A 12,814-nucleotide genomic window follows, 5' to 3' on the forward strand; every position below is an offset into this window, starting at 1 on the left:
TCAACCAGCGGTCAAGCATGGTGACAGATGTTTCATGTGAAACATCCACCGTCAAACGGTCGGAGGTCAGGAGGCCGCTCTTGTGGATCGGTGGAATCTTGGGGGGGATTGGGTTAGGCGGTCGGGGGCCATGCCTTGTTTGGCCAGTATGTCGGAGGGCCAGGGGGTGGGGTGGGGGGCGGCGCTGACTATGAGTTCGCCACCGGGGCGGAGTAGGGGAGCGGAGGCCTTGATGACGGAAGCTGGTGGGCCGAAGCTGCGAGCGGTTACCAGGTCGGCCCGACCGCGATATTGCTCGTCTTCACCAAGCTGCTCGGCAGTCACATGGAGGACATCGACCCGGTCCGACCACCCCATGCTCGCGCAGTGCCGCTCCAAGAATGCCGCTCGGCGCAAGGAGGACTCCACCAAAGTCCATTGAGACTGTGGCCAGGCCGCGGCCAGAACAAGAGCCGGCAACCCGCCTCCACTACCCAAGTCCACCGCAATGATGGGGGTGGCAGCAACGGCGGTGGCAAAGCCCAACGAGTGACCGATGTGAACATCAATGGCCTGGGGGCCAATCCAACCCCGCTTCTGGGCCTGGTCGAATACTTCCACCAACCTCAAGCGGTCCTCAGTGGAGATCAACTTGGGATTATCACGACCCATCGACGGGGCTCTTGGCCTTCTGAGACGGTGTCGACGCCGTCGATCTCAGCCACGACATCGTGGACGACCTTGCGATCGGCGGCGTTCATCGGCTCGAGGGGGCGATCAGCACCGGAGTCTCGCACCTCCAAAGCGATCTTCTCGCAGAACGACTCAAGCGCGGCCCGGCGGCGCTCGCGGTAGCCGCCGATATCAACTCGAATACGGCCCTCGCAGTTTCCGTCCGACTTGCGCTGCACCAGCATCCGGGACAGATCCTCCACCGCTCGCAGCGTGTTGCCCTTGGGCCCGATGAGCAAGCCCACTCCTTCGGTGTTCTCCACCCTCATTTCCATCGTCTCGTCGTCGACGCGCTCGGCGTACACCTCAGCATCCAACTCGAAGGCATCCAGCAGCCCGTCCAGAAACTCAACTACTAGGGTGCTCTGCTCTTGCAAGCTCATCTGGTCTTCCATGGGTTTGCTCTTCCTTGCTTGGTCCCCCTGAGGGGCATTTGATGGACGATTCTTGCCAGCACGTTTGTCGTTCTTGCTGGTGTCGTTCTTGCTGGCATTCTGAGGTTTCTTCTGCTGAGGCTTCTTTTGCTGGGGCTCACGTTGAGACTGCTCTTTGTTCGAAGCTCCTGAACTCCGATTCTGGGCTTGGCCGCCCCGGCCTCCTCGATTCTTGCCTTCCTTCAAGTTACCCCGTTCAGACTTGCGGCTCCGATTCCGATCCCTGTTGTTGGAAGAGCGGCGATTCCGCTTCTCCCGGGGCAGCACGGGCCGCACCCGAGCCCTGATTCGAGCCTCGGTTCGTCGAAGACCGAGCAGAGCGGATTTGGGCTCGTCCACAACGGAGAACTCGGCCTCGTTGCGATCTACTCCCAATCGGTCGAGAGCTGCTTCCTCGGCTTGGGCAATGGTCTTGCCGGTGACTTCAAGCCACTCCATGGCTACTTTCTCCTCTTCTTGCGCTGGCGCCGACGATCAGTGGGATGTGACTGATGGCCCTTCTGCGTGGTCCGACTCGTCTGGCGTTGCTCCGGCGCTTGTTTTGACGACTTGGTGCTTCCCGCCTTGGCCCCTGCTTGTTTTGACGACTTGGTGCTTCCCGCCTTGGCCCCCGTCGGTTTCGAGTCCTTTGCTCGCGACTCTTTGGCCTCGGTCTCCTTGACTGCCCGGGTCGGCCTCGGCTGTTCAGAGGGCCTCGCCTGCGTGCGGCGACTGTCGGTCCGACGTTTCGGTGGCGTTCTGGATGTGGGCCGTCGACGACCGTGGTCTTGTACCGGGGCGCGGGAGCGGGTCATCGGCTTGGGCGGGGCCGGCTCCTCGGGCTCGGGAATCTCTTCGCCCTCTTCCTTCGCTTTTTCGATTTGAGCTTGGCGCTCTTTATGGGGTTTGTAGATGCGGCGGGTGATCACCGCCTGCTGCCCAACGCGCACGATGTTGGAGCTCACGAAGTACAGATTCAGGCCAGCGGGAAAACTGACCGAGATGATCGGCAAGAACCACGGCATCACCTTCATGATCATCTGCTGCTGGGGGTTCACGGGAGCATCAGGATCTCGGCGCCCAGCGATCTGGCGCTGCTGGATATAACTGGTCACGCCGATCAACACGATCAACAACAGGAACGGCAGGGAGGTGGAGAACGACTCCCGAAATGCATCCATGAGGCTGGATGACAGATCCATCGCCCAGAAATTCATCTCCGTGGAGTTTTCGAGAGCGATCCGCAACTCGGAATCAGACGCCAAATACTCAGGGTTGAAAGTCCGCTCGGGAAACTCCGGAGAGGGCACCGCGTTCTCCCCGAAGGGCAGCCGCCAACCGGCGAAGTTGCCTAAATCACTGACACGTCGTGTAAGTCCACGAATCAGCTGAAAAAGTACAAAAAATACTGGTAGTTGGGCCAGTAGGGGCAGGCAGCTGCCCAGTGGATTCACGTTGTTGGCCTGATACAGGCGCATCATCTCTTCGTTCATCTTCTGGCGGTCGCCCTGGTACTGCGCCTGGAGCTTCTTGACCTCAGGCTGAAGCTCCGTCATGCGAAGCATGGAGCGGGTGGTGTAGAAGGTGAGCGGAGTCAAAACCAGCATCACCGTGAGGGTGAACAACATGATGGCGATGCCGTAGCTGCTCCCTAGCGTGTAGTACACCGCCAGCAACCAGGCAAGGCCGTCGAACAGTGCGTCAAACACCGGTCACCGCCTCGCTTGCCGTGGGGTCGGGCGCCAGGCGGCCGTCGGCATCGGGCACCGGGTCCCAGCCTGATGGCGCTCCAGGGCGACATCTCAACAGGCGACGCACACCCAGCCAGACACCTTTGGCCGCACCATGGACCTCCACCGCCTCAACGGCGTAATAGGAGCAGCTCGGCACATACCGGCAGGGGGTCGGGCGGTGGTCGGTGGCTCGCTGGTACACCGTGATCAGGCCCCTTACGGCCCGAGCGGCCACGCCCATCTCCATGGGACTGTCCCTGTGGTCACACGAGCTCACAAGGCCGTCCGATCCAACTTGGCCAAACATGCCATAAGTGAAACCCGCAGGTCAGCATGGGAAAACGCTTGGGCATCACGTTGAGTACCAATGAGATATAGGCCGGCGGGCAAGCCAGCGGTAGCCTCTCGGTCGAGGCTCTTGACAATGTCTCGCAGCTGGCGGCGGATCTTGTTACGCATTACCGCAGTCCCCATCTGTCGAGGAAGCGCGTACGCCACCTGAGCCGCGCCAAGAGAGGGGTCGGGCAAGAAGCGCACCCACAGCAGTTCATGGTCAGCGCGAATCCCATCGGCACTCAGCCGAGCGAACGCCGAACGTCCTCGAAACCGCTCGATCAGGCCGACAGCCTTTTGCGGCCGCGGCGGCGGCGGGCATTGATAATCGCCCGTCCACTTCTGGTCATCATTCGGTGCCGAAATCCGTGGCGCCGGGCCCGGCGCTGCACATTCGGCTGATACGTGCGCTTCACAACTTCCTCCATGGCCGGGGTGGCATCCTCATGGGGACCGCCCTACCGGCGCCTCCCGTCTCCCGGCGTCCCCACTACGCTACGGCCTGGCCCCGCATAACGACAACCAATGGGCCGCCAGATGTCAACATTAGCCACCTGAACGACACTGGCAACATTGCCCACGCAAGCCTCTGACCAGCTAATTCCTTGTCTGTCGTTCGTGCACAGGTGCTATCGCAGTGCTAGAGTTCGGTGCTCCAGTCGAGCAGGTGCCAACTTGGTTGGGTACAACAAAGACGGTCGCAAGTTATCCACACTTTTTACACATTTGTGGATATTACTTTTAACAATTCATGGAGTTGCCATCAAATGGTGTCAGCAACACTTCTCTGGACTTCCTGCGCCAACAGTATCCGAACTCAAGTCCCTGACTCAGTGTGGCAGTCAACTTTCAACCCAGCAAAACCCACGTCGCTCGTTGAAGATGTACTGGAACTCACGGTTCCGAGTACGATTATCAAGGACCGTTTGGAAGGTGAGTATTTCGACGTTTTACGGAACGCGTTAGCAAGTTCAAACGCTACCCACATCACGTTGAAGATCTGCACCGACCACCAGGTCAATGGCGAAGAAGGCTCTACGGCAACAGTTTCACCACCAACCTCTGTACCCGAAGTAGCCAGTCCCACTTTAGAAAGCAGACCTACTACTGCACTTCATCCCAATTATGTATTTGACAAATTTGTAACTGGACCGTCTAACAGATTTGCCCTTGCTGCTGCATTATCTGTTGCCGAGACTCCGGGTAAATCATACAATCCGCTGTTCATTCATGGGCATGCCGGTTTAGGCAAGACTCATTTACTTCAGGCTATTGGCCACTACGTCAAGAATCACTATGTGAGCGATCAGCGTCATCCGATCAGCCGTGTTGTGTATGTATCTACAGAGACTTTTCTCAATCAATTTGTCGATGCTATCCGGACAAACACTCGAAGCGAGTTTAAGCGTAACTACCGAGAAGTCGATGTACTTCTTGTTGACGACATTCAATTCCTTGAGGGTAAAGAAGGGTTACAGGAAGAGTTCTTCCATACATTCAACTCACTGCACGAGGTCAACAAGCAGATTGTCCTCACCAGTGATCGACCCCCCGACGCAATACCAACCCTTGAAGATCGCATGACCAGTCGGTTCAAGATGGGATTGCTCACCGACATCCAACCGCCAGACTTGGAAACCCGTTTAGCCATCCTCCGAAAGAAGGCCGAGCAATCAAATTTCACGATAGACGGCGAAGTTCTGACGTTTATCGCCAGCAACATCAAAGACAACATTCGCGAACTCGAGGGAGCACTCACCAGGGTGACTGCCTACGCGAGTTTCAATGACAAACCCCTTAGTCTGGAACTTGCTCAGTTCATTCTGCGCGATATCACCGCACGTCGTGAACCGCAGGTTGTGACGGCGGATATCATCTTGCAGGCCACTGCAGAGCTGTTCGGCTTTGCCGTCGAAGATATTGTCGGCCCCCGACGCCAGCGGCCCCTGGTGAGAGCTCGTCAAGTATCCATGTACGTGTTCCGCGAACTGACCGATCTCAGCTATCCAGACATCGCACGAGTCTTCGGCGGCCGGGACCACACCACCGCCATCCACGCCATCCAAAAGATCACCACCCAAATGTCAGAGCAACCGGAGACCTTCAACCAAGTCACCGGCTTGATCCAGCGAATAAAGAATGCTTAGGCCACCGCTCTGGGGATTCGTATGGGGTCAAGATGGGGACAATCCCTCCTACGGTGGGGACGAAGCGGCCACAATTCACAGTCCATGTTCTTCCCTCAGCAAACTTCCCCCGGCCTGTGGAAAGCAGTGAACGCAGAAAGTACCTTGTGACCTGGGAAAACACTGACTGTCCACATTTCCACTGGCCTACTGCTGCTAGCAGTTAATTTAAACATAGATATCAATAGAAAGAGAGCAAACCTGTGAAATTCCGATGCGAGCGGGATGCCCTCCTTGACGCACTGACGACAACCGGCCGAGCAGCTGGAACCAGGGGAGGATTCCAGCTCGTGCTGTCCGGGGTGCACATGGCACTGTCGGGTGACGGTCTGACCCTGACGGCAACCGATCGTGAGCTAACCATCAAAGTTCACTTGACGGTGGCGGGTGATGGTGATGGTGAGGCTGTTGTCACTGCTCGGCTGATTAGCGATGTTGTTCGATCCCTTGATGCTGGCGCAGTGAACGTGAGCGTGGAGGATGGGGAAATCCACGTCGATTCGGCTCGGTCCACTTTCTCGTTGCAAACGATGAGTGCCGAGGATTTCCCCAAGACGGCTGCTCTAGAGGGTGACCCCGTGGTGTTGGAAGCGGGTGGCCTGCTGACCGCGTTGCGTCAGGTGGTGAAGGCGGCGTCGGCAGACGAGTCTCGTCCGGTGTTGACCGGCGTGTTGTTGTCGGCAGAGGATGAGGGGCTCCGCCTAGTTACGACGGATTCGTACCGACTGGCGTTGTGCGATTTGCCCGGTTTGGAGCTCTTGGGTTCCGACCAAAGTGTGTTGGTTCCATCGCGAGCGCTGCAAGAAGTCATTCGATTGCTTGACGAGGAGGACCAAATAAGCTTGCGATTCAGTGAGCATGAAGTTTCGTTTGGGTTCGGCACAATCACAGTGACCACACGGCTTATTGAGGGAGAATTTCCCAGTTACCAGGGGTTGATTCCCACGCATCAGCCCAATCGATTGGTGATTGGTCGAGAAAATCTCATTAACGCGGTACGAAGAGTTCGCTTAATGGCTCAAGACTCAACGCCGATACGGCTGGATATGTCGTCGGATGGGTTGGAGCTGTCGGCCACTACCCAGGACGTTGGGGAAGCTAGAGAGCAAATGGATGCGGTGTATGAGGGCGAAGATCTCACCGTGGCGTTCAATCCCGAGTATCTGCTTGACGGAGCAGAAGCCGCCCCGGGAGACGAGATTGTGCTGAACACGGTGGATGCACTCAAGCCAGCGGTCATCCGCACGACTGATGCCGAGGAGTTCTTGTACTTGTTGATGCCGGTCCGCATCAACTGAAAGTGCGTTTCACCCGTCTCTGGCTAACCGACTTTCGCAATTATTCCCACCTCGAAGTGGAACTGCCCGAGGGCACGAGTTTGTTTGTGGGATCCAACGGGGAGGGCAAGACCAACCTGTTGGAGGCGATCTTCTACTTGGCCACGATGGCGTCGTTTCGGGTCAGCACCGCGGCGGCGATGATTCGAAGCGACCTCGAGGTCTCCCAGGCGGTTGTGCGGGGAGAGGTGGTGGCCGGTGAGCGGGAGCTATTGCTCGAGGCCGCGCTGAGGCAGTCGGGTCGTTCGCACTTCCAAGTGAACCGGCAGCGAATGCGGCGCCGAGACCTGCTGGGGCTGATTCCGGTATCGGTGTTCATGCCCGACGACTTAGTGCTGGTGAAGGGCGGTCCCAGCGAACGTCGCCGCTACCTGGACGAGGCCTTGGCCCAAATCGACCCTCGACTGGATGTTGTTCGATCCGATGTTGAGAACATCCTGCGCCAGCGAAACGCCCTGCTGCGCCAGTCGGGGAGCCGGCTCGATCCCGAAGCGGCCATGACACTGGAGGTGTGGGACAACAAGCTCGCCGAGGCGGGCGAGCAGTTGGCCGGCGCCCGGAGGAGCTTGACGATGCGACTCGAGCCCAAAACAGCCACCGCCTATGCCGAAATCGCGGGGCAGGTGTTGCCCGTGGAGATGGCCTATGAGTCGACATGGCAGACAGGGGAGCTGAGCGAAGCTCTCCGCCAGGCCCGGAACGAGGACCTGCGCCGCGGCGTGAGCACGGTGGGGCCCCACCGAGACGATCTGTCGGTGATTCTTGAGGGAAGATCGGTTCGCACCCACGCCTCGCAAGGCGAGCAACGGTCGCTGGCGCTGGCGCTGCGCTTGGCCGTACACCGCGAGCTGGCCGAAGCGTCGGGGCAATCCCCGCTGCTGTTGCTCGACGATGTGTTCTCGGAGTTGGACCCGGCTCGCTCTCAGGGCGTCCTGCGGGCTCTCCAATCGGAGCAGACGCTGCTCACCTCGGCCGGTGCCGTGTCGTCGGACATCGCTTACGATGCCCGCTTTCGAGTGGCTGCCGGCCGGGTTTATCGCGAAATGTGACCCACGCGGCCATGAGGCCGGGGCAGACTGGGAACGTGGGATGGGAGCCCTTGTCCGAGTCCACCGGGCCCAAGCCGATTGGAGAGGCTCTCGACCAGGTGGCCCACCGGTTGAGAGCGCCCCGGGCCCAGGTGTTGGCGAAGGTGTTCGAAGCGTGGGAAGAGCTGGTGGGTGCGGTGATGGCGGCCCATACGTCGCCGGTGCGTCTCGTCGACGGAGAGCTGGTTGTGGCCGTGGACGACCCCGCGTGGGCCACCGAAATGAAGTTCTTCGGCTCGGAGCTCATCGGTCGGATCAACGCCGTTGCCGACCAAGAAGCGGTCACTTCTCTGGCTGTCAGAGTTCGTCCGCAATAGTCACGGCGAGATGCCGGCAACCGGCTCTCCGGTGAGTCAAATGGACTCCGATAACTGGTAGAATTACGCCATCGGAGGCAGTGCATTCAGCCGGTCTGATCGCGGAGCGAACAACCTGGCAAAGGCGTCTGTCCAACCCACCAACGAGGCCCGTTTATCAGGGCAGAAAAGCCAGTTCGTGACTGACACGTCTGAGTCTTATAGAGCTGAAGACATAACGATCTTGGAAGGCCTCGACGCGGTGAGGACGCGTCCGGGCATGTATATCGGGTCGACCTCGGTGACCGGGTTGCACCACTTGGTGTATGAGGTGGTGGACAACGCCGTTGATGAGGCCATGGCCGGCTACTGCTCAACCATCGAGGTGACCCTTTTGGCCGATGGCGGCTGCGAGGTCCGAGACAACGGGCGGGGTATCCCGGTGGACCCCCATCCCCAGTATCCCGACATGAGCGCAGTCGCCGTGGTGCTCACCCTCCTGCATGCTGGCGGCAAGTTCGGCGGCAACGGTTACAAGGTGTCGGGTGGCTTGCACGGCGTGGGTGTGTCGGTGGTCAATGCCCTGTCCACCTGTCTGGAGGTGGAGATCGACCGGGGCGGCCGTCGCCACACGATGTCGTTTGCCAACGGCGGCGAGATAACCGACGACCTGCGGGTCACCGGCGACAGCCCCGAGGATCGCACCGGGACCACGGTTCGATTCTGGCCCGACGAGAGCATCTTCGACGACGTCCGGTTCAGGGCCCAGGGTCTGCTGGAGCGGCTTCAGATGATGGCGTTTTTGAATCGCAATCTGGAGATCAAGTTCCGCGACTTGCGTGCCGACGGCACGGGCGGCGCCGATTGGACGGTGTACTGCTACCAGGACGGCATCAGCGACTTCGTGCGTGAGGTGAACAGCTCCAAGGACGCGCTGTTCGACGACGTCGGCTTCTTTGCCCAGGAGGAGGACGGCGACGAGGTGGAGGTGGCCTTCCAGTGGAACACTGGCTACAACACCGACGGCCTCCACTCCTTTGCCAACGGCATCAACACCGTTGAGGGAGGCATGCACGAGGAGGGCTTCCGCAAGGGGCTCACCCGAGTGGTCAACGACTATTGCCGGGCCAAGGGGCATCTGAAGGACAAGGACGACAACCTGGCTGGCGAGGACATCCGCGAGGGGCTCACGGCGATTGTGAGTGTGAGACTCCGCGAGCCGCAGTTCGAAGGCCAGACCAAGGCAAAGCTGGGGAATGCGTCCATGCGCTCGCTGGTGGAGCGGGCCACCAACGAGAAGCTGGCCGAGTGGCTGGAGGAGAACCCCTCCGACGCCCGCAAGATCGTGACGAAGTGCCTCCAGGCCCAGAAGGCCCGTTTGGCGGCGCGCCAAGCCCGGGATGCCACCAGGCGCAAGTCGGCTCTCGACGGAGCGGGACTGCCGGGCAAGCTGGTGGACTGCACCTCCACCGATCGAGATGAGTGCGAGCTGTTCATCGTGGAGGGCAACTCGGCGGGCGGCTCGGCCAAGGACGCCCGCGACCCCAAGACCATGGCCATTCTCCCGATCCGGGGCAAGATCCTGAACGTAGAGCGCGTACAGGTCGACCGGATGCTCCGCAACGCCGAAGTCCAGGCACTGGTGGCGGCGATCGGCGCGGGCTTTGGCCCGGAGTTCGACGGGGGCAGCGAGAACGGCAATGGAAATGGCAATGGCAACGAAGCGACCAGCCAAGGCAATTCTCCGGTTGAGTCTCGGATCCGCTACGGCAAGGTGATCTTGCTGGCCGATGCCGACGTGGACGGCAGCCACATTCGCACGCTGCTGCTCACCTTCTTCTATCGGCAAATGCACAAGCTGGTGGAGGAAGGCCAGGTCTACATCGCCCAGCCGCCGCTGTATTCCACCGAAGTGGGCCGGTCGAAGATCTACCTCAAAGACGACCATGCCAAAGAGGCTTTCTTGGCCGAGAACCCCAAGCACAGTGCGGAGTTCCAGCGGCTCAAGGGCCTCGGCGAGATGGATGCCGAGGAGCTGTGGGCCACCACCATGGACCCGGAGCGACGGACCCTGCTGCGGGTATCGGTGGAGCAGGCTGCTATAGCCGATGGGGTGTTCTCCAGGCTGATGGGAGAGGACGTGCAGGCTCGCAAGCAGTTCATCCAGACCAACGCCAAAGACGTCCGCTTTTTGGATATATGAGCGAAAAGGACTCCTGTGCCCGACGAGCCTGATACGTCTCCAGAGCCTGAAGGGGCCCCGGTCAGCTCAATTCAGGACATCGACATCCAGACCGAGATGGAGCAGTCGTTTTTGGACTACGCCATGTCGGTCATCACCGCCCGGGCGCTCCCCGATGTGCGAGACGGGCTCAAACCGGTCCACCGCCGCATTCTCTGGGGCATGTACGACCAGGGGACCCGGCCCAATCGCCCCTATGTAAAGTGCGCTCGGGTAGTGGGCGATGTCATGGGCAAGTACCACCCCCACGGAGACCAGGCCATCTACGACGCGCTGGTGCGCCTGGGCCAGGGGTTCTCGCTGCGGCACCCGCTGATCGACCCCCACGGCAACTTCGGATCGCCCAACGATCCGCCGGCGGCCATGAGGTACACCGAATGCCGCCTTGACGAGTTGGCCATGAGGCTACTCGACGGCATCGACGAGCAGACCGTCGATTTCAGCGACAATTTCGATTCCACCGAGCAAGAGCCAGAGGTATTGCCGGCTCGGTTCCCCAACCTGCTGGTCAACGGCAGCCAGGGCATTGCCGTCGGCATGGCCACCAACATCCCGCCTCACAACCTGGGCGAGATTATCGACGCGGTCAACCACTTGCTGGAGAACCCCGAGGCCACCGACGAGAGCCTGATGGAGTTCGTGAAGGGCCCGGACTTCCCCACCCGAGGCTGCATCATGGGCTTCCAGGGCATCCGCGACGCCTACACCACCGGCCAAGGGGCCATAAAGGTGCGGGCCTCGGCCGAGATCGTGGAGGACGACTCCAAGACCCGGATCGTGGTCACCGAGATCCCGTATCAGACCAGTGCCGAGATAATCGAGGAGAAGGTGGCCGATTTGGTGAATCGGCAGGTGATCGACGGCATCCGCCAGATCCACAACGAGTCGGCCAAGGGCCAGACCAGGCTGGTCTTCGAGCTGAAGAGGGATGCACCGGCGCTGGTGGTCCTCAACAACCTCTACAAGCACTCCCCGCTGCAAACCACCTTCACGGTGAACATGGTGGCGCTGGCCGACGGGGTGCCCCGGACGATGACGCTGCGCGACTGTCTGGCCGCCTACACCCGCCACCAGCAGGAAGTGGTGAGCCGTCGAACCCAGTTCCGCTTGGACGAGGCTCGGCGACGGGAGCACATCCTCGAGGGCCTGGTGCGGGCGGTGGACAGGATCGACGAGATCATTGCCGCCATCCGGGCGTCGGAGAACCGCGCCGCTGCCCGGGCCACCTTGATGGGTGAGCAGTTCGAGTTCAGCGAGATCCAGGCCAACCACATCCTGGACCTTCCCCTGGGGCGGCTCACGCAACTCGGCCGCCAAGAGCTGAACGACGAGCTCGCTGAGAAGCGGGCGCTCATCGTGGAGTTGGAGGCCATTTTGGCCGACGATGCCAAACTTCGAGCCGTCATCCGAGAGGAGCTGCTGGAGGTGCGGGAGGCCTTTGCCACCGACCGGCGAACCCAGATCATGGCTGATGAGGGGGAGATCGACATCGAGGCCCTCATCGACGACGAGGACCTGATGTTCAGCTTGAGCGCAGCCGGGTATGTCAAGACGGTGACTCCCGACGAGTTCAAGACGCAGGGGAGGGGCGGCAAGGGGGTTATCGGCGCCAACCTGAAGGACGGCGACTACATCGCCACGCTCATCCACACCACCGCTCACGCCTATTTGATGTTCTTCACCAACATGGGTCGGGTGTATCGCATAAAGGTCCACGAGGTTCCCCGGACCAGCCGAACCGCCCGGGGCATGGCCATCGTGAACCTGTTGCACTTGGCCCCTGAAGAAACAATCTCGGCGGTGATCGACACCCGCGACTACGAAACGATGCGGTTCCTGCTGTTTGTGACCCGTAAGGGAACGGTGAAGCGAACCCGGTTCTTGGAATACGACAAGACCCGCTCCCGGGGGCTCATCGCCATCAATCTCCGAGAGGGCGACGAACTGGTGCGGGTGCTGCCCACCAGCGGATCCGACGACATCTGCCTGGTGAGCGCATCAGGCAAGCTCATGCGCTTCGCGGAGGGCGAGGTCCGGTCCATGGGGCGAAATGCCGCCGGGGTGTGGGGCATGAGGCTGCGGGGCGACGACGTGGTGGTGGCGGCCAGCGCGGTGCAGCCCGGCGACGAGATGCTGCTGGTTACCGACCAGGGGTTCGGCAAGCGGACGCCGCTCGACGAGTTTCGGGCCAAGCACCGAGGTGGCATGGGCATGCGGGCCATGAGGATGATGGACGGCCGGGGCACGGTGGTGGCCGCTCGGGTGGTGGCCCCCGAAGACGAGGTATTCGTGGTGGCGTCCAACGGGGTGACCATCCGGATACCGGTTTCGTCGGTTTCCGTGAAGGGGCGCGAGGCCTCGGGGGTGCGGGTCATGAGCCTGTCCGACGACCAACTGGTGGCCGCGGTGGCGCCGGTATTATCCAGCTCAGAAGACGAGGAGTAGTCTTCTCTGAGTCGAATCTTCCCCCTCGAA

At 60.6% G+C, this 12,814-nt stretch carries 12 protein-coding genes; 6 read left to right on the forward strand and 6 right to left on the reverse strand.

Translation table 11 applies throughout. From position 1 onward, the window contains the following. Window positions 1–66: 66 nt before the first annotated feature. Genes ACOGJC_RS10300 through rpmH form a run of 6 tightly spaced genes read right to left on the reverse strand, consistent with a single transcriptional unit; the run spans window position 67 to window position 3,606 of the window. Window positions 67–630 (reverse strand): 16S rRNA (guanine(527)-N(7))-methyltransferase RsmG, encoded by a 564-nt coding sequence (locus ACOGJC_RS10300; protein ID WP_419844914.1) that lies wholly within the window; start codon window positions 628–630, stop codon window positions 67–69. Beyond that, on the reverse strand, window positions 627–1,583 hold the full coding sequence (jag, locus tag ACOGJC_RS10305; RefSeq protein ID WP_419844915.1) for an RNA-binding cell elongation regulator Jag/EloR: 957 nt from the start codon (window positions 1,581–1,583) through the stop codon (window positions 627–629). Before jag ends, ACOGJC_RS10300 begins: the two co-directional genes overlap by 4 nt. A 2-nt stretch (window positions 1,584–1,585) precedes the next feature. Then, window positions 1,586–2,833: a membrane protein insertase YidC gene (gene yidC / locus ACOGJC_RS10310; RefSeq protein ID WP_419844916.1), complete on the reverse strand. Its 1,248-nt coding sequence runs from the start codon at window positions 2,831–2,833 to the stop codon at window positions 1,586–1,588. Further along, a complete protein-coding gene (gene yidD / locus ACOGJC_RS10315; RefSeq protein WP_419844917.1) occupies window positions 2,826–3,104 on the reverse strand; it encodes a membrane protein insertion efficiency factor YidD in 279 nt (92 codons plus the stop codon). Before yidD ends, yidC begins: the two co-directional genes overlap by 8 nt. A 26-nt stretch (window positions 3,105–3,130) precedes the next feature. Then, entirely contained in the window at window positions 3,131–3,475 is a 345-nt protein-coding gene (locus tag ACOGJC_RS10320; protein ID WP_419848223.1) for a ribonuclease P protein component, read from the reverse strand. Continuing rightward, window positions 3,472–3,606 carry a 50S ribosomal protein L34 gene (gene rpmH, locus ACOGJC_RS10325; protein ID WP_419844918.1) on the reverse strand — a complete coding sequence of 45 codons (135 nt, stop codon included), beginning with the start codon at window positions 3,604–3,606 and terminating at the stop codon, window positions 3,472–3,474. Before rpmH ends, ACOGJC_RS10320 begins: the two co-directional genes overlap by 4 nt. Before the next feature lie 351 nt (window positions 3,607–3,957). Here rpmH and dnaA point away from each other — a divergent pair, with 351 nt between their 5' ends. From dnaA to gyrA, 6 genes are all read left to right on the forward strand, one after another. Next, window positions 3,958–5,337 carry a chromosomal replication initiator protein DnaA gene (gene dnaA / locus ACOGJC_RS10330; RefSeq protein WP_419844919.1) on the forward strand — a complete coding sequence of 460 codons (1,380 nt, stop codon included), beginning with the start codon at window positions 3,958–3,960 and terminating at the stop codon, window positions 5,335–5,337. Between the two features lie 242 nt (window positions 5,338–5,579). Continuing rightward, window positions 5,580–6,674: a DNA polymerase III subunit beta gene (gene dnaN, locus ACOGJC_RS10335; RefSeq protein WP_419844920.1), complete on the forward strand. Its 1,095-nt coding sequence runs from the start codon at window positions 5,580–5,582 to the stop codon at window positions 6,672–6,674. A gap of 2 nt (window positions 6,675–6,676) precedes the next feature. Then, window positions 6,677–7,762 (forward strand): DNA replication/repair protein RecF, encoded by a 1,086-nt coding sequence (gene recF, locus ACOGJC_RS10340; RefSeq protein WP_419844921.1) that lies wholly within the window; start codon window positions 6,677–6,679, stop codon window positions 7,760–7,762. 35 nt (window positions 7,763–7,797) lie between these two features. Next, complete coding sequence (locus ACOGJC_RS10345; RefSeq protein WP_419844922.1) at window positions 7,798–8,118, forward strand: DciA family protein; 321 nt, start codon at window positions 7,798–7,800, stop codon at window positions 8,116–8,118. Between the two features lie 178 nt (window positions 8,119–8,296). Beyond that, window positions 8,297–10,300: a DNA gyrase/topoisomerase IV subunit B gene (locus ACOGJC_RS10350; RefSeq protein WP_419844923.1), complete on the forward strand. Its 2,004-nt coding sequence runs from the start codon at window positions 8,297–8,299 to the stop codon at window positions 10,298–10,300. A 15-nt stretch (window positions 10,301–10,315) separates the two neighbouring features. Continuing rightward, a complete protein-coding gene (gene gyrA, locus ACOGJC_RS10355; RefSeq protein ID WP_419844924.1) occupies window positions 10,316–12,784 on the forward strand; it encodes a DNA gyrase subunit A in 2,469 nt (822 codons plus the stop codon). Window positions 12,785–12,814: the final 30 nt, after the last annotated feature.

The organism is Candidatus Poriferisocius sp. (assembly GCF_965204015.1).
In the GTDB taxonomy this organism is placed as follows: domain Bacteria; phylum Actinomycetota; class Acidimicrobiia; order Acidimicrobiales; family Bin134; genus Poriferisocius.